The 17,578-nt window shown below is 62.6% G+C and carries 16 protein-coding genes; 14 read left to right on the top strand and 2 right to left on the bottom strand.

Going from position 1 to position 17,578, the window contains the following annotated elements; translation table 11 throughout:
* From rseP to F2P45_RS20055, 11 genes are all read left to right on the top strand, one after another.
* Positions 1–1,395 carry an RIP metalloprotease RseP gene (gene rseP, locus F2P45_RS20105; RefSeq protein WP_166879114.1) on the top strand — a complete coding sequence of 465 codons (1,395 nt, stop codon included), beginning with the start codon at positions 1–3 and terminating at the stop codon, positions 1,393–1,395.
* Positions 1,396–1,411: 16 nt separating this feature from the next.
* On the top strand, positions 1,412–3,745 hold the full coding sequence (gene bamA / locus F2P45_RS20100) for an outer membrane protein assembly factor BamA (RefSeq protein ID WP_166879110.1): 2,334 nt from the start codon (positions 1,412–1,414) through the stop codon (positions 3,743–3,745).
* 41 nt (positions 3,746–3,786) lie between these two features.
* Positions 3,787–4,302 (top strand): OmpH/Skp family outer membrane protein, encoded by a 516-nt coding sequence (locus tag F2P45_RS20095; RefSeq protein WP_166879107.1) that lies wholly within the window; start codon positions 3,787–3,789, stop codon positions 4,300–4,302.
* Positions 4,303–4,454: 152 nt separating this feature from the next.
* Entirely contained in the window at positions 4,455–5,504 is a 1,050-nt protein-coding gene (lpxD, locus tag F2P45_RS20090) for a UDP-3-O-(3-hydroxymyristoyl)glucosamine N-acyltransferase (RefSeq protein WP_166879104.1), read from the top strand.
* Positions 5,505–5,511: 7 nt separating this feature from the next.
* Positions 5,512–6,012, top strand: coding sequence for a 3-hydroxyacyl-ACP dehydratase FabZ (gene fabZ / locus F2P45_RS20085; protein WP_054262906.1), 501 nt, complete (start codon positions 5,512–5,514; stop codon positions 6,010–6,012).
* Entirely contained in the window at positions 6,013–6,801 is a 789-nt protein-coding gene (gene lpxA, locus F2P45_RS20080; protein ID WP_166879101.1) for an acyl-ACP--UDP-N-acetylglucosamine O-acyltransferase, read from the top strand.
* 73 nt (positions 6,802–6,874) lie between these two features.
* Positions 6,875–7,987 carry a lipid-A-disaccharide synthase gene (lpxB, locus tag F2P45_RS20075; RefSeq protein ID WP_229505189.1) on the top strand — a complete coding sequence of 371 codons (1,113 nt, stop codon included), beginning with the start codon at positions 6,875–6,877 and terminating at the stop codon, positions 7,985–7,987.
* Positions 7,984–8,670 (top strand): ribonuclease HII, encoded by a 687-nt coding sequence (rnhB, locus tag F2P45_RS20070; RefSeq protein WP_166879095.1) that lies wholly within the window; start codon positions 7,984–7,986, stop codon positions 8,668–8,670. The genes lpxB and rnhB overlap by 4 nt, the downstream gene beginning before the upstream one ends.
* Positions 8,667–9,455 carry a TrmH family RNA methyltransferase gene (locus F2P45_RS20065; protein WP_166879092.1) on the top strand — a complete coding sequence of 263 codons (789 nt, stop codon included), beginning with the start codon at positions 8,667–8,669 and terminating at the stop codon, positions 9,453–9,455. The genes rnhB and F2P45_RS20065 overlap by 4 nt, the downstream gene beginning before the upstream one ends.
* A 28-nt stretch (positions 9,456–9,483) precedes the next feature.
* A complete protein-coding gene (locus F2P45_RS20060; protein WP_166879090.1) occupies positions 9,484–9,807 on the top strand; it encodes a hypothetical protein in 324 nt (107 codons plus the stop codon).
* 178 nt (positions 9,808–9,985) lie between these two features.
* The gene (locus tag F2P45_RS20055; protein WP_166879087.1) at positions 9,986–11,185 is read left to right on the top strand and encodes an EAL domain-containing response regulator; all 1,200 of its coding nucleotides are present in this window, start codon (positions 9,986–9,988) and stop codon (positions 11,183–11,185) included.
* A 362-nt stretch (positions 11,186–11,547) separates the two neighbouring features.
* Here F2P45_RS20055 and F2P45_RS20050 read toward each other — a convergent pair whose 3' ends face one another.
* Positions 11,548–12,081, bottom strand: a complete 534-nt coding sequence (locus tag F2P45_RS20050; RefSeq protein ID WP_166879085.1) for a 3'-5' exonuclease — start codon at positions 12,079–12,081, stop codon at positions 11,548–11,550.
* Positions 12,078–12,515 (bottom strand): hypothetical protein, encoded by a 438-nt coding sequence (locus F2P45_RS20045; RefSeq protein ID WP_166879082.1) that lies wholly within the window; start codon positions 12,513–12,515, stop codon positions 12,078–12,080. The genes F2P45_RS20050 and F2P45_RS20045 overlap by 4 nt, the downstream gene beginning before the upstream one ends.
* A gap of 412 nt (positions 12,516–12,927) precedes the next feature.
* Here F2P45_RS20045 and F2P45_RS20040 point away from each other — a divergent pair, with 412 nt between their 5' ends.
* The 3 genes from F2P45_RS20040 to F2P45_RS20030 form a co-directional block, all read left to right on the top strand.
* Entirely contained in the window at positions 12,928–13,404 is a 477-nt protein-coding gene (locus F2P45_RS20040; RefSeq protein WP_166879079.1) for a DcrB-related protein, read from the top strand.
* Entirely contained in the window at positions 13,405–17,286 is a 3,882-nt protein-coding gene (locus tag F2P45_RS20035; protein WP_166879077.1) for a PAAR domain-containing protein, read from the top strand.
* A 26-nt stretch (positions 17,287–17,312) separates the two neighbouring features.
* The coding region (locus tag F2P45_RS20030) for a transposase (RefSeq protein WP_166879074.1) at positions 17,313–17,578 on the top strand (266 nt) is incomplete at its 3' end.

Raw genomic sequence — 17,578 nt, 5'->3', positions numbered from 1 at the left:
ATGACCTTTCTCACCACCATCCTGGCGTTCCTGTGTTCGCTGGGACCGCTGATCATTTTCCATGAACTGGGCCACTACACGGTGGCCCGCCTGTGCGGCGTGAAAGTGCTGCGCTTTTCGCTCGGCTTCGGCAAGGTGATCTGGTCGCGCCGTTTCGGCGCCGACCAGACCGAGTGGGTCATTTCCATGCTGCCGCTGGGCGGCTACGTGCGCATGCTGGACGACCGCGATCCGGATACCCGCGCCACGTCCGAAGCCGACCAGGCGCGCGAGTTCACCCGCAAGAGTGTCTGGCAGCGTATCGCCATCGTGGCCGCCGGTCCGGTCGCCAATTTCCTGCTGGCGATTGCGGTCTTCGGCAGCCTGTATATGGTGGGCATGGACGAAATCGGCACCCGCGTGCGCGGCATGGAAGCGAGTACGCCCGCTTACCAGGCCGGCCTGCGCGGCGGCGACCGCATCGTGGCCGTCAACGGCGAAGCGGTGAGCACCTACGCCGAGCTGCGCTGGGAAACCCTGAAGGCCGTGCTCGACAAGGGCGGCGTGCGTCTCGACGTCGCCCAGCAGGGCGGGGCGCGCTACAGCGCCACCTTGCCGCCGGCTGCGCTGGCCGGGAAGAATGTCGAAGGCGACCTGCTCGGCGAACTCGGCATTTCCGTCTTCCTGACCCCGGTTTCCATCGGCAAGATTCCCGATCCCGCAGGCCCGGCCGGGCGCGCCGGCATGCAGCCTGGCGACCGCGTGATCAGCATCGACGGCAAACCCGTGCCGGACGGCTCGGTGCTGATGAAGCTGGTCGGCAATGCGTGCGGACGCACCATGGAATTCGTCATCGAACGCGCCGGCCGCACGCTCACCCTGGCGGTCACGCCGGAACTGAATAAAGCCACTAATCTCTCGCGCATCAATGCCCAGATCATCTCGCAGCCGGAGATGGTCGAGGTCACCCTGGGCCCGCTCGAGGCGATTGCCGCCGGCGCGGCGACCACCTGGCAGCAAAGCGTGATGAGCCTGAAAATGATCGGCAAGATGGTGACCGGGCAGGTCTCGCTGACCAATCTGACCGGCGTGGTCACGATTGCCGACTACGCCGGCAAGACCGCGCGCATGGGTCCGATGGAATTTTTGAGCTTTATCGCCGTCGTCAGCGTCAGTCTTGGAGTGATGAATCTGTTACCAATTCCGGTTCTGGACGGTGGGCTTTTGCTGTATTATTCGCTGGAAGTTTTGACCGGGCGCCCTCTGCCGGACCGTGTAGTCGAGTTGGCGCAGCGCGCCGGCATCGTGTTCCTGGTGATGCTGATGGCCCTGGCGCTCTTCAATGACGTGAACCGCCTGGTGCAACCGGCGCCCACGCCTTCCGCGAATACATATGTACGTTGTCCCAACGATTGACCATTGAATAACCCCAATGAAATTAAATTCTGAACGTTTTGCCTTGCCTTTCTTTCGTCGCAGCTTAATCGGCGCTGCCGTCCTGGCGCTGTGCGCCGGACCAGCCCTTGCAGTAAATCCGTTCGTGGTCAAGGATATCCGGGTCGAGGGCATCCAGCGTACCGAAGCCGGTACCGTGTTCAGCTACCTGCCGGTGCGCGTCGGCGAAACGTTCAACGATGAGAAAAGCATCGCCGCCATCAAGGCCCTGTACGCGACCGGCTTCTTCAAGGACGTGCGCCTGGAAGAAGAAAAGGGCGTGCTGGTCGTGCTGGTCGAAGAGCGGCCGGCGATCGCCACCGTCGACTTCACCGGCACCAAGGAATTCGAAAAGGACGTGCTGGTCAAGGCGCTCAAAGAAATCGGCGTCGGCGAAACCAAGATTTTCGACAAGGCCTCCGTGGACCGCGCCGAGCAGGAACTCAAGCGCCAGTACCTGTCGCACGGCCTGTACGGCGTCAAGATCACCACCACCGTGACCCCGATCGAACGCAATCGCGTCACCGTCATGTTCAACGTCGACGAAGGCGAGGTCGCGCGCATCAAGCAGATCAGCATCGTCGGCAACAAGACCTTCTCGGACAAGGAACTGCGCGAAGTGCTGCAACTGGGCACCTCCGGCTGGTTCACCTGGTACACCAAGGCCGACCAGTATTCCAAGACCAAGCTGACCGGCGACATCGAGTCGATCAAATCGTTCTACCTGAACCGCGGCTACCTGGAAGCGAACGTCGAATCGACCCAGGTCTCGATCACGCCCGACAAAAAAGACATCTACCTGACGATCAACATCACCGAAGGCGAGAAGTACACCGTCTCCGCCATCAAGCTCGAAGGCGAAATGTTCGGGCGCGAGGACGAGCTCAAGGAACTGGTGCGCCTGCGCCCCGGCCAGACCTACTCGGGCGACCTGCTCACCTTGAGCAACAAGCTCATTTCGGACCGCATGGGCACCTTCGGCTACGCCTTCGCCAACGTCAATGCGAATCCCGAAATCGACCGCGAAAAGCGCCAGGTGGCGTTTACCTTCTTCGTCGATCCGGGCAAGCGCGCCTACGTGCGCCGCATGAACATCGCCGGCAACACCACCACGCGCGACGAAGTCATTCGGCGCGAGTTCCGCCAGTTCGAGGGCTCCTGGTACGACGGCAACAAGATCAAGATGTCGCGCGACCGCGTCGACCGCCTCGGCTACTTCAAGGAAGTGACCATCGATACGCCGGAAGCGCAGGGCACTTCCGACCAGGTCGACGTCAACCTGACCGTGACCGAAAAACCGACCGGTAACTTCCTGATCGGCGGCTCGTTCTCGCAGGCGGAAAAATTCACCTTCACGGCGTCGATCCAGCAGGCCAACTTTGCCGGCAGCGGCAACACGGTCGGCATGGAATTGAACACCAGCGACTACAGCCGCACCATCGCGCTGTCGCACATGAATCCGTACTTCACCGAAGACGGCGTGTCGCAGCAGTTCGAACTGTACCTGCGCACCCTCAATCCGCCGGCGCTGAACCAGGGTACCTACAAGGTCAAGCAGACCGGTGGCCGCGTCAACTACGGCGTGCCGTTCTCCGAAACCGATACCGTCTATTTCGGCGTCGGCCTGGAACGCACCACCATCGAAACCGACATCACCAGCCCGACCCGCTACCAGGACTACGTGCGCCAGATCACCGGCATCGAGAGCGGCATCGGCACCGCCACCACCAACGCCTTGCCGCTCACCGCCGCCTGGCAGCGCGACAGCCGCGACAGCGCGATCACGCCATCGGCGGGCCGCTACCAGCGCTTCAACATCGAACTCGACCTCGCTGGCGACACCAAATACTACCGCGCGATCTACAACCAGGAATGGTACCGTCCACTGACCAACAAGATCACCCTGGCGCTGCGCGGTGAACTCGATTACGGCCAGGGCATCAAGGGCAGCCCGTACCCGGTCTTCAAGAACTTCTACGGCGGCGGCATCGGTTCCGTGCGCGGTTACCTGAGCCAGTCGCTCGGCGTGGTCGACCGCAACGGCGACGCCGTCGGCGGCGCCAAGCGCATCATCGGCAATGCCGAACTGCAGATGCCGTTCCCGGGCAGCGGTACCGACCGCAGCCTGCGCTGGTTCGGCTTTGCCGATGCCGGCCAGGTCTACAGCGAAGACCAGAAAATGCGCCTGAACGAACTGCGCTACTCGGCAGGCCTGGGCGTGAGCTGGATTTCGCCGGTCGGTCCGCTCAAGTTGAGTTATGCTAAGCCTTTGAACGCGAAACCTGGCGATCGCCTGGAACGCTTCCAGTTCCAGATGGGTACCGGTTTCTGATCGCATCACGCGACCGTTTCCATTTTAGATTGCGGAGAACTATGTTGAACACTGTGACTGCCTCCTGGCCCAAGCATCTTGCCCTGCTGGCTTTGTGCGCGTGCTCGCTGGCCCAGGCGCAAACCGCGCCGAGCAGGATTGGCTACGTTTTCACCGAACGCCTGATGACCGAGTCCAAGCTGGCCAAGGCCGCCGACGCCAAGATCGAGGCCGAGTTTTCCAAGCGCCAGAAGTCGATCCAGGACACCGTGACGCGCTTCAAGTCGATGGAAGCGAAGTTCGAGACCGACGCGCCGACCCTGCCGGAACTGGAGCGCACGCGGCGCGCGCGCGAACTGCTCGACCTCGAAAAGGACGTGCAGCGTACCCAGCGCGAGTTCCGCGAAGACCTGATCCAGCGGAAAAGCGAAGAGCGCGCCAACATCGCGCAAAAGGCGTACAAGCTGATCGAACAGATCGCCGAGCAGGAAAAGCTCGATATCGTGCTGCAGGAATCGGCCTGGACCAGCCCGCGCATCGATATCACGGACAAGATCCTGAAACAGCTCGACAAATAAATTCAAACAGTGGGACCCCGAAAAACCGTAGCGAGCAGCGTCAGTTTCGTCCGAGAAGCGCAGCCGTACGAAGGTACGGTGAGCATCGCAGGGCGAAAATGGCGCCGCGCAGTAGGTTTAGCGAGGTCCCCACAACAAGATAGGAATCGAAGATGGGCACTCGACTAGGTGAATTGGTCGAACGCTTGGGAGGACAGCTGATTGGCGACCCGGATACCGAGGTATCCGGTGTCGCGTCATTGGCTGACGCAGGCGTTTCGCACATCAGTTATCTCAGCAACAGCAAACTGCGGGCCCAGGCCGCGCAGAGCGGCGCGGCGGCAATGATCGTCTCAAGCGCCGACGACGAATTGGTCGGCGCGACCTTTCCGGGCGCGCGCATCGTCGTCAACAACCCGCACGTCTACTTCGCCTACGCCGCCCAGTACTTCGCCTCGCTCGATGCGATCGCGGCGCCGGCCGGCATCGATCCCAGCGCGAGCGTGCATCCGAGCGCCAAAGTCGATCCGAGCGCGCATATCGGCCCGCAGGTGACCATCGAAGCAGGGGCCGTGATTGGCGCCAACGCCGTCATCGACGCCGGCAGCTTCGTCGGACGCGACGCCGTCATCGGCGAAGGCACCCGCCTGTTCGCGAACGCCACCTTCCATGCGCGCTGCCAGATCGGCAAGCGCGGCGTCATCCATTCGGGCGCCGTGATCGGCACCGACGGATTCGGCTTTGCCAACGAAGGCGGCGTGTACGTCAAGATTCCGCAGACCGGGCGCGTGATGATCGGCGACGACGTCGATATCGGCGCCAACACCACGGTCGATCGCGGCACCATGGCCGACACCGTCATCGAAGACGGCGTCAAGCTAGACAACCTGATCCAGATCGGCCATAACTGCCACATCGGCGCGCACACCGCCATGGCCGGCTGCGTCGGCGTGGCCGGCAGCGCCACCATCGGCAAGTACTGCACCTTCGGCGGCGCGGCCATGGTCTCGGGCCACATCACCATCGTCGACAAGGTGTACGTCACCGCCGGCAGCCTGGTGGCCAACTCGATCAAGGAAGCGGGCCAGTACACCGGCTTCTACCCGATCGCCAAGAACAGCGACTGGGAAAAGAACGCGGTCCTGCTGCGCAACCTGACGTCGATGCGCGAAAAAATCCGCGCGCTCGAAAAAGCCGTCAAGGCACTCACAGAACAAAAATAGAAGACATATGACCATTACCGACAACAAAGGCGTACCCGGCAAGACCCTCGACATCTGCCAGATCAAGGAATACCTCCCGCACCGCTATCCGATGCTGCTGGTGGACCGCGTGCTGGACTGGGAAGCGCACAAGTCGATCAGCGCGATCAAGAACGTCACCGCCAACGAAGAGTTCTTCAACGGCCATTTCCCGCACAAGCCGGTCATGCCGGGCGTCTTGATGATCGAAGCGATGGCGCAGACCGCGGCGATTTTGTCGTTCATGTCGATCGGCGTGAAACCCGATGCGAATTCGGTCGTCTACTTTGTCGGCATCGACAACGCGCGCTTCAAGCGCCCGGTCGGTCCCGGCGACCAGCTGCGCATGGATATCGAGATCATTCGCTGCTCGCGCGGCATCTGGAAATACAAGGCGGTCGGCAGCGTCGACGGCGCCATCGCGCTCGAAGCGGAACTGATGTGCACCATCCGCAGCGCGAGCGACGCGAGCCAGCCGATGGGGAACTAAATGGCCACGATCCATCCCAGCGCCATCGTCGACCCGCGCGCGCAGCTAGATTCCAGCGTCGACGTCGGCGCCTTTTCGATCATCGGCCCGCACGTGTCGATCGACGCGGGCACCGTGGTCGGTCCGCACGTGGTCATCGAAGGCCACACCACGATCGGCAAGGACAACAAGTTCTTCCAGTTCTCGTCGATCGGCGCACCGCCGCAAGACAAGAAATGGGACGGCGAACCAACCCGCCTGATAGTTGGCGACCGCAACACGGTGCGTGAATTCTGCACCTTCAATACCGGCACCGTGCAGGATGAAGGCGTCACCCGCCTGGGCCACGACAACTGGATCTCGGCCTACTGCCACCTGGCGCACGACTGCCAGGTCGGCAACAACACGATTTTCTCGAACAACGCCCAGCTGGCCGGGCACGTGGAAGTGGGCGACTGGGCGATCCTGTCCGGCTTCGCCGGCGTGCACCAGTTCTGCAAGATCGGCGCGCATGCCTTTATCGGCATGTACACCAGCCTCACGCAGGATGTGCCGCCGTTCGTGCTGGTCTCGGGCAATCCGGCCAGCGCCCACGGCGTCAACATCGAAGGCATGAAACGGCGCGGCTTCACCCGGCCGCAGATCGACGGCGTGCGCGCCGCCTACAAGCTCATTTACCGCTCCGGCATGACGCTCGAAGAAGCCAAGGCGGCCCTGGTCGACCAGCAGCACGAATCGCCCGATGCCGCGCTTGATATCGGCGCCATGCTGGCATTTTTGGGGACTGCGTCCCGTGGCATTGTCCGCTGATTCAGGGCGGGGCGCCGGCGCCGCTTCGGCCGGGGTGTCTGTTGCACTGGTAGCGGGCGAGGTATCCGGCGACATGCTCGCCGCGCGCCTGCTGGCCGGCCTGCGCCCGCTCCTTCCCGACGCGCGCTTCCACGGCATTGGCGGCCCGCGCATGGCCGAACAAGGCTTCGTGTCGGACATCGAGATGGACCGCCTGACCGTGCGCGGCCTGTTCGAAATCATTCCGCGCTACCGCGAGATCAAGGGCATCCAGAACACGCTGCGCGACCGCCTGCTGGCCGAGCGTCCGGACGTGTTCATCGGCGCCGACTACCCGGGCTTCAATCTCGGGCTCGAACAGCAGCTCAAAGAATCCGGGATCCCGACCGTGCACTTTGTCAGCCCGCAGATCTGGGCCTGGCGCGGTGGGCGCATCAAGAAGATCATCAAGGCGGTCTCGCACATGCTGGTGATTTTCCCGTTCGAGGAAGAGATCTACCGCAAGGCCGGCGTGCCATGCACCTACATCGGCCATCCGCTGGCCGAGCTCATTCCCACGGAGCCCGACGTGGCGGCGGCGCGCACGGCGCTCGGCATGCCGCTCGATGCGCGCGTGATCGCGCTCATGCCGGGCAGCCGCATGGGCGAACTCAAATACCTGGCCGAACCGTTTGTGGGCGCGGTCAAGCTGCTGGCCGCGCGCGACCCGGAGCTGCGTTTCGTGGCGCCCATGGCGGGCCAGCGCCAGCGCCAGTACTTCACCGAATTGATCGCCAACGCCGGCTTGCAGTCGGTGCGCATCGACCTGCTGGACGGCCGCTCGCACGAAGCGATTGCCGCCGCCGACGCGGTGCTGGTGGCGTCCGGCACGGCGGCCCTGGAAGTGGCGCTGTTCAAGAAGCCGATGGTCATTGCGTACAAAGTCATGCGTGCCTCGTACGAGATCATGCGCCACATGGGTTACCAGCCGTGGATCGGGCTGCCGAACATCCTCGCGCGCGAATTCCTGGTGCCGGAAATCCTGCAGCACGATGTCACCCCGCAAAAACTGGCCGACGCCATGTGGGAACAACTTAACAACGCGGCCAACCGCAAGCTGCTGGTGCAGCGCTTCACCGAGATGCACCACAGCCTGCTGCGCAACAGCGCGCAGGAAAGCGCGGCCGCCGTCATGCGCGTTATCGCGGCATCGAAGAAGTCATCATGAGAACCAAAAAAGTCAATTTCTACCCGGGGCTGAAAAAGAACGCCTATCCGTTCACGCCGGACGATATCGTCTGCGGCGTCGACGAAGCGGGGCGCGGCCCGCTGGCCGGCCCGGTGTTCGCCGCCGCCGTGATCCTGCATCCGGACCGCCCGATCGAGGGCCTGCGCGACTCCAAGAAGCTCAGCGCCGAGAAGCGCGAAGCGCTGGCCCCGCAGATCAAGGAATACGCGCTGGCCTGGGCGATTGCCGAATGCTCGCACGAGGAAATCGACAGCATCAACATCTTGCAGGCCACCATGCTGGCCATGCGGCGCGCGGTGGAAGCCTTGTCCACCATGCCGACCATCGCCCTCATCGATGGCAACCGCAGCCCGGTGATGCAGGTGCGCTGCCACCCGATTATTGAAGGCGACGACAAGGTGCACGCCATTTCGGCCGCCTCGATCCTGGCCAAGACCGCGCGCGACGCCGCCCTGGTGTCGCTGCACGAACTGTATCCGCAGTACGGCTTCGACCAGCACAAGGGCTACGGCACCGCGCTGCACCTGGCGCGCCTGCGCGAGCACGGTGCCTGCCCGGTGCACCGGCGCTCGTTCGCGCCCGTGCGCGCCACCTTGCCGGTATCGGTGGCCAACACCATCGTCGGCATGGACATGTCGTTCGATTTTGGCGAGGCCGCATGAAAACCATCACCTCGCGCGACAATCCGCTCTATAAGGACCTGAAACACCTCGCCGGCAGTTCGCAGGCGCGGCGCAAGGCCGGCCAGACCCTGCTCGACGGCGTGCACCTGTGCCAGTCGTACCTGGCGCTGCGCGGCGCGCCGCTGCACTGCATCGTCTCGGAAGGCGCGCTGGCCAATCCGGAAGTGGCCGACATCGTCATGCAGTGCGAAACAGCACGCGCGCATGTCACCGCCATGCCGGACGCGCTGTACAACGCTTTAAGCCAGGTCGAACACGGCGTCGGCCTGATGTTCCTGATCGCCACCCCGGTGCTGGCCGCGCCGGGCGTGCTCACCGCCTCGGCGGTCCTGCTGGACAACCTGCAAGACCCGGGCAACGTCGGCTCGATTTTGCGCAGCGCGGCGGCGGCCGGCATCACCCAGGTTTACTGCAGCAGCGGCACGGCCTTCTGCTGGTCGCCCAAGGTGCTGCGCGCGGCCATGGGTGCGCACTTCGTGGTCGACATCCACGAAAACGTCGACCTGGCCGCACTGGTCAAGGCGTCCGCGATTCCGGTGCTGGCCACCAGCGGCTACGCCGAGCAGCGCCTGTACGACGTCGACCTGGCGCGCCCGGTGGCCTGGCTGCTCGGGCACGAAGGGCAGGGCGTGGCGCACGATTTGCTGGCCTTGGCAACCCATCAAGTCGTCATTCCGCACCTGGGCCAGATCGAATCGCTCAACGTGGCCGCGTGCGCGGCTGTCTGTTTCTTTGAACAGTTGCGGCAGATTCAATCGGCATGAAGCTCGTCCGCGTCCTGGAAGTTGTTGAATGAACAGCGAATTCAAGCGGGAAGTCATGGATTGCATGGAGGAGTTCGCCTTTACCGTGCGCATGACGCGCCTGTACGAGGATGCGGAGCTGGACAGGCTCAAGGGGCTGCTGTCGGAGCTGGCTGACGTATTGCAGCACGAAACTGTGATCGATAAGGACCTTGTGGGCTCTTTGTATACCCTGCCTCAGGTTGTGCGCAATATGTTCCTCAGTTATGACGGGCCACCGACGGTCCGCCTGGAACAATTTGCTCGTCTGGAAGATGCGTGGGTGGACCTGGATGCGCTGGTGTTGGATTGCCTGCACAGACCTGCTACTTGAGGAAGGCCCCGTTGCGTCTGGGGCTGGTTCTTGTGCAAGCTAGCCGCCTGTGCACCTGTGGGTTTTTTTGAACAGTCGAGGCAGATTTCATCAAAGTCAGGCGAAACAGTTTCTTGACAGCATAGACGACGCTGCAATCCCGGGGTAATGTCAATACTCGGACTTCAGCGGAGATATGATGGACATCGCCCACTTGCATTTTCTGGTCGCCGACGGCGACCCAGCGCAGCGCCAGACCCTGATCGACATGCTTGGGCGCCTGGGCGCGAGCCGCATCAGCGTGGCCGCCGACGGCGACGCCGCGCTGCGCCAGATCGAAGCGCCGGCCGGCCCGCCGATCGACATCGCCGTGATCGACCTGGCCCTGTCCGGGCGCGACGGGTTGGAGCTGATACGCGACATCACCGTGCTCAATACCGGCACGCGCGCCATCATCACCGGCGGCTGTCACGCCAGCCTGCTGTTTTCGGTCGAAAGCCTGGCGCTCGCGTATGGGCTCGACCTGCTCGGCACCATCCCCAAGCCGCTCACCGGCGGCCATCTGGAAGCGGTGCTGTCGCACTACACGCCGCCGGCAGCCCCGGTGCAGGAGCGCCGCGCGGTGCCGCGTTTCAGCTTTGCGCAGGTGGGCGTGGGCCTGCAGGCGCGCCAGTTCGAGCCGTTTTTCCAGCCCAAGATCGAGCTGGCCAGCGGCGAGGTGAAGGGGCTGGAAGTGTTCGCGCGCTGGATCCACCCCGAGCACGGCGTGCTGGGGCCGGCCGCCTTTATCGACGCGCTGGAACAGAACCACCGCATCGACTTTCTCGACTGGACCATGATTGAAGGCGCGGCCGAACATTGCCGCGCCTTCCAGGACAAGGGACTGCCCGCCGCGATCTCGCTCAATCTGTCGGCGGAAACCATCGGTCATCCGGATTTTCTGCGCCAGATTGGCGTGTGCACCGGCCGGCACGGCGTGGCGCCATCGCTTCTTACCTTCGAGCTGCCCGAATCGGCGGTGCTGACCAATGACCCGAGTTTTCTGGAACGCCTGCTGCGCCTGCGCATGATGGGTTACGGCCTGGCGGTAGACGACTACGGCACCGGGCGCTCGAACGTGCAGCAACTGGCGCGCGTGCCGTTTTCGGAATTGAAGATCGACCGCAGCTTTGTCGACGGCGCCTCGCGCAAACGTTCGCTGGCGACCGTGCTCAGTTCCTGCCTGGGACTGGCGCGCAGCCTTGACCGCAAGTCGTGCGCGGTGGGTGTGGAGACGCGCCAGGACTGGGACTTTTTGCAGGGACTGGGCTGCACGTACGCGCAGGGCCATCACATCGCCCGGCCGATGGAAGCGCAGCGCTTTCCGGATTGGCTGGCGGACTGGCGGCAGTTTTTCTAGCGGCGACGTGAACTTGGCAAGAGGGGGGAAGGGGGTATTTCCGGTTTGCGATACGCTATGCCGACACCGGCATTCACCTGATTGGAGGTCCGCTATGGCAATTTTGAAGCAATCGCGCGATGACCCTCATGTCATCGCTGCCACCGCGCCAGCCAACGCGGTAGCCGACGCGTTAGCGGAAGAGTCGATCGAAAAACGTCGTGCCCGCCGTATGGCTGCTCTAAAGAAAGTTGCAGATATTTGGGCGCGGCGACCGGATATCCCGGCCGACGGCTTGGACTACCAAAGAGAGTTGAGGTCCGCATGGCGGGACTAGTGCTGTTCGACACCAATATCCTGATCGACTGGATGATCCCGGCGCATCAAAAGAACAGATACGGCGCCAAATTGGCCATGTTGCGGGCGTCGTCGATGCCCCGGTGCGGCTGGCCTTCAAACTCCAGGCCGACCTTGGCCAGTGCCTGTTCGAGTCCACAAGGCTTGCGCATGCTCATGTTGTCGGCGAAGCGCTTTTTGATGTTGATGTGTTCATCCCCAAACGGATAGCGAATGCCATGGTATTCGCAGTCTTGCCGTAGTTGATGCTTGTCGTAGTCGCCCCAGCTGCAAAAAATCGCCTGATCGAATGAGGCTATCCAGATGGAGAAGCGTTCCATCACTGCGCCAAAGCCATCCGCGCTGTCGACTTTTTGCTGCGGGATCTTGGTCAGCTGTTTGCAAAAGGCTGTCAGTTGCGTGTGCCGGACTGGCCTGACGAAGGCCTGGAACTCGCCGAGCGTAAACGGGCCATTGCCGTGCAAGGCAACCGCACCGATCTCGATGATCTCCATCTCATCGCGCGCAATGTGCCCGTTGTTACAGCAGGTTGCCTCGAAATCGACAATGATGTATGTCATGACTGCTGCCACCCACCATGTGCAACCGTTCCGCCGGCCTGGGTGGATTGCGTGCGCTGGCGCATATTGAGCGTATGCGCCAGCCAGAAGAGCAGGGCGGGCCACAGTACCACCAGGATGCAGATGAGCATGCCTGAGAACACGCCGATGGCATTGCTATCGATCTCCAGCAATCCCAGCCCGGCGAACGCAATCGCATTGACCAGCACCAGGAGCGCCGCGAAAAACAGCCGGTTGCCCTTTCCTGCAACGGCAAGGAGCATGCCGGGAATGATGGTCGACCATACCCAAAAATAGAAACTGGTTCCGAAAAAGACGTGCGCGAAGAAGAAGGTATTCAAGGTGAACACCATCAAGCCGACGTGGACATACCAGGGCAGGTAAGCGGGCCGGGCTGTCGATGCGGGCGGCGGGAATGCGGGATTGGCGTGCATATTGCTTTTCGTTATTGTTCTGGAAGTTGTCGGCAGAGCTGTCCGGAAATGACATCCTGGGCGGCGCGGCCTGAACGGCGGGAGCCGGATACAGCGGTTTGCATCGGCTGGAGGATCAAGGGCTATCACTGCATTCTGATTTGTAAATGATAACATTAACACTAGAAAAATTGCTAAGAGTTAAGTGTAATGCAAGTCCGATGGCAGAATGACAGCAGATTGGACGACACCGCCAGGCCCAGCTTATCGGCTCGGGCAGAGCGGGAAATGCGGCACATTTGCCTTTTCCTGTGCAAGCGTGGCCACAGTCCAATTCTCGATCAGCCGGTTGGCTGGCGATGAGCTCAGCGGGGCCAAAACGTCCACTACGGCTTGAGCCCACGATCCTATTCCACCAACAACAACCACAGCAATGAGCCAATACAATCTCGACGAAGCAAGCTTCGACCTGCACCCGAGCCTGAAAGACCGCACGGTCAATCAATTCATCATCAACGACAGCGGCCCGAGCGATTTCTCGTTCGTCATCTCGCGCGCCGAGGCCTTCGCCGAAACGACCGTGGAAGCTTTCGCCGGCACACTGGCCAACGAGATGCGCAAGGCATTGCCGAAATTCGAACTGATAGGCCAGCGCGCGCTGGTCGTCGACGGCTCGGCGGCCGTTGAGTTGCATTTTACCTGGCGCAACGGTGACAGCGACATGCACCAGCGCCAGGTCGCCGTGTTCGTCCAGAGCGCAAGCGCTGACCGTGCCAAGGCATTGTTGTTGACCGGTACCAGTCATGGCCCCTTCAAGGACGAGTGGAATCTGGCGTTCGAGGCCATGCTTGGCAGCATGCGCCTGCACGCGCCGATGCCAGCCGTGGCCCAGCCGGCGCAGGAGTCGTGATTGGGCGCGGCGGCCGGACGTATCGACGATCCCATTGCGCATAGCCATGCCGTGGCCGGCCTGGTGGTCGGCTTGGTCGCGGGCGCGCTGGCGGGCGTGTTGGTCGGTGCGGTCGTCGTCGCCACCGGCGGACTGGCTCTCGTCGCCGTCGCTGGGGTGGTAGCCGCAGCGGCCGGTGGCGCCGGTGTCGGGGAAGTGGTCGGCTCGATGAACGTGACCAGTCAGATCTTTGGCGCCAACGTGACTGGGCAGGTCAAGACCGGCTCGCCGAATGTGTTTGCGAACGGCAAGGCGGTGGCGCGTGCCCAGGTCGATACCGCGGTCTGCGCCAGCCACGCCCCCACGCCTCAGCTTGTGGCGGAAGGCTCGTCCACGGTGTTCGTCAACGGCAAGCCGTTCGCCCGCGTGGGCGACTTGATTCTGTGCAGCGCAAAGATACAGTCCGGCTCGCCAAATGTCTTCGTGGGTGGCCCGACGGACACTACGCTTGCCGAACTGATCACGCCCGAGGTATCGGACGATGTGCACACGGTATTGCTCGTCGCAGGCGTGGGTGCGGGCTTGTTGCTGGCCGGCCCGCTGGTCGTGGGTGCCGCATTTGCGGCCGGCTATGCGGGCGCTGAGGTCGGGGCATGGGCCGGCGGCGAGCTTTTCGGCCAAGGTTCGGACGGCCAGAAGGCGATGATGCTGCTCGGCGCCTGGCGCGGGGGCGCGCGGGGCGCAAAAATCGGGACTGGACTTGGCAACAGGTTCATTGCCAATCCGAAGACACCGGCCACTGCCTTTATCAAAGAAGGCGTGCCTGGCATGAGCAAATTTAACCCCGCCAAGGAACGTCCGGACGGGACAATCTGCAAGTGCGGCGATCCGATCGACGTCATCACCGGCAACGTCATTCTGGAACAGACCGATCTCGCCTTGCCGGGCGCGTTGCCCATCGTGCTGCGCCGCCTCCACAACTCGGGCAATCCGAGCGGCACGGTATTTGGCAAAGCCTGGGCCAGCACCTGGGGCCAATGGATCGAAGTCGTCGGCGAGGCGGAACTGGTCTTCCACGCCGAGGACGGCGCATCGATGCGTTTCGACTTGCCGGAGCCGGGGGCGAGCGTCATTCATTGCGTGTATCAAACTTACAGCGTCACGCGACACGACGGCCACTTTTTACTTGAGCAACACCATCAGCCCACCTTGCGCTTCGATCAGCGCGATGCGACCCACTGGCATTTGTCGGCCATTACCGACCGCAACGCCAACCAGATTGCGCTGATCTACGACGGCGCGGTGCTGACCGAGGTGCGCCACAGCGGTGGCACGCGGCTCAAGGTCGAGGCGAGCGAACACACCATTACCCGCATCAGTTTGCTGGACGCGAGCGGTGCACAGACCACACTGGTCAGCTACGCCTATCATGCTGACGGCGAGCTGTCGGCCATCGTCAACAGCAGCGGCTTGCCGCTTACCTACACCTATGACGATGCCCATCGGTTGACGCGTTGGCAAGACCGCAACGGTGTCTGGATCGGCTACCGCTACGACGCCAAGGGGCGCTGCGAGCAGACCAGCGGCGGTCGCGGCGGCCACATGACCGGCGGCTTTGTCTACGACGACATGCGCAAGGTCAACACTTACACCGATTCACTGGGTCACCCAACCGAATTCCACTACAACGACGCACTCCAGGTCATCAAGGAAGTCGATGCGCGCGGCGGGGTGAGCAAGTTCGACTACGACGCGCACTACAACCTGATCACTGCGCTCACGCCGGGCGAGGCGGTTCTGCGCTGGACATACGATGCGCGTGGCAATCTGGTCGGTCACATCGATGCGTTGAGCAAAGAAACCGTCGTCGTCTACAACCAGCTCGACCTTCCGGTCGCCATGACCTCGCCTGACGGCAAGCGCGTCGAACGCGATTACGACGAACGCGGCAACCTGATCCAGATCGGAGAGAACGGCGCGTGGACGCGCTTCGAGCACGACGCGCACGGCAATGTGCTGCGCGTCGTCAATCCAGCCGGTGCCACGGCGGCCTTTGCGCACGATCAGCGCGGCTTGCTGACCAGTGCCACCGATTGGCTGGGCAACCCCACCCGGCTCACGCGCGACGCCTTTGGCCGCGTTACCGCGCGTACCGATCCGCATCAGAATACCAGCCACTACGTCTACAACGTCGAAGGGAAGCCGCTGGAGATCGCCTTGCCCGATGGCGCGCGCCACCTTGCCAAGTACGATCCTGAAGGCAATTGCATCGCGCGCACCGATGCACTGGGCAACGTGACCCGCCATGCCTACGGCGTCTTCGACAGGCTGAAGCAAACCACCGAGGCCAACGGCGCCGTCACGCGCTACGAGTACGATACCGAGCTGCGTCTGGTTGCCGTTATCAACCCGACCGGCGAGCGCTGGAGCTATGTGCGGAACGCCACCGGCGACGTGATCGCGGAAACCGATTTCGCCGGCCGCAGGGTCGAATACGAGGTCGATGCCGACGGTCTGATGATCGGGAAACGCACGCCTTCGGGCCAGCACACGCGCTACCTGCGCAACCACGCGGGCCAGTTGCTCGAGCAGATCGCCAGCGAGGGCAGCACCCGCTATACCTACGATGTCCTGGGCCGCTTGAGTAGCGCCGTCAACGCCGACAGCGACATCCGCTTCGAGCGCGATGAGCAGGGCCGTGTTGTCAGGGAAACCCAGAACGGCCGCAGCATCACCAGCGATTACGACCTGATGGGCCGGCGTACCGAGCGCACCAGTTCCGGCGGGCATAGCAGCGTGTGGGAATTCGACGCCAACAGCCTGCCGATCGAGCTGACGCTGCCCGATGCGCAGACGTTCAGCTTCCGCCATGACGGCAGCGGGCGCGAGACGGGCCGTCAATTGCCGGGTGGCGTCCGCATCGATCAGCAATATGACCAGCTGAACCGCCTGACGCGCCAGTGGACCGGCATTGCGTCGGACCAGGGCCAGCAGGGGCGCACGCTGCAGGAACGTGCTGTCAATTACGACGGCAACGGCAACCCGCGCAAGCTGGGCGAGCGCAGCGCTGGCGTCATCGACATCGGCTACGACAAAGTTGGCCGGGTGACGCAAGCGCGCCGTGACAATGGCGGCGAGCAATATGCCTATGATCTGGCGGGCAATCTGATCGACGCCATCAAGCAAAAAGCGATGCTGGGCACCGACGACAGCAATGCCGATACGCTGGGGCAGCGCGTTCACCAGCGCGGCAGGCTCATGCAGGCTGGAAAGGTCAAGTATGAATACGACCCGGAAGGCCGCGTGATTGCCCGTATCGAAGGCAAGCGCTGGGGCCGGCAACAGCACTGGCACTATGTGTGGAATAGCGAAAACCGTCTCAAGCGCGTGATCACGCCCGACGGCGATGCCTGGGAATACACATACGATGCCTTAGGCCGCAGGCTGACCAAAAAGCAGGTTCCGAGCGATAGCGCCGCGCGCTTTACAGAGGTTAATTACCTGTGGGATGGTCACACGGTTGCGGAAGAGCGGCGTTTTGGAAGAAAGCCGGATGGCAATGGCGGCTCGGAGCTCATCGAGGAGATCTGCGCCACCTGGGACTACGAGCCCGACAGCTTCCGCCCGCTTGCCAAGACCGAGACGATCCGGCGCAAAGGCAAGGAAACAAGCCAGACGTACGCGGTGGTGCTGGACCACATCGGCACGCCGAAGGAACTGATCGATGCCGACGGAGCTATTGCCTGGCAGGCGAAAAGCAATCTGTGGGGCGAGGTTGAAGAAACGATTGTCAGCAAGACAGACTGTCCGATCCGCTTCCAGGGGCAGTATTACGATGACGAATCGAAGCTGGCATACAACTGGCGGGGACCTCGAAAAACCGACCCAGCCGTGGCATCATAGCGGCTCCACGTTGCTGCCCCAATTTCATGATCAAGACGAGTCTGTTTGCCGACCAAGAGCGCGAAGCCAAGCTGAACAAGCTTGGTGATGCGCTCAAGGTGATGGGGCAGCATGTCGACTTCATCGCGCTTGCCGATGCGGTTGACGAAGCGGCTCCACGTCCCGGCCGCGAACGCGGCGGGCGTCCTCCGTTCCCGACCGAACTCATGGTTCGCGTCCTGCTGATCCAGCAGTTGTTCAACCTGAGCGACGAACAAATGGAATTCCAGTTGCTCGACCGCCTGAGCTTCCA

The organism is Massilia mucilaginosa (assembly GCF_011682145.1).
Taxonomy (GTDB): domain Bacteria; phylum Pseudomonadota; class Gammaproteobacteria; order Burkholderiales; family Burkholderiaceae_D; genus Telluria_A; species Telluria_A mucilaginosa.
The sequence above is the reverse complement of the archived record's forward strand: the minus strand, read 5'-3'. Positions and strand labels throughout refer to the sequence as shown.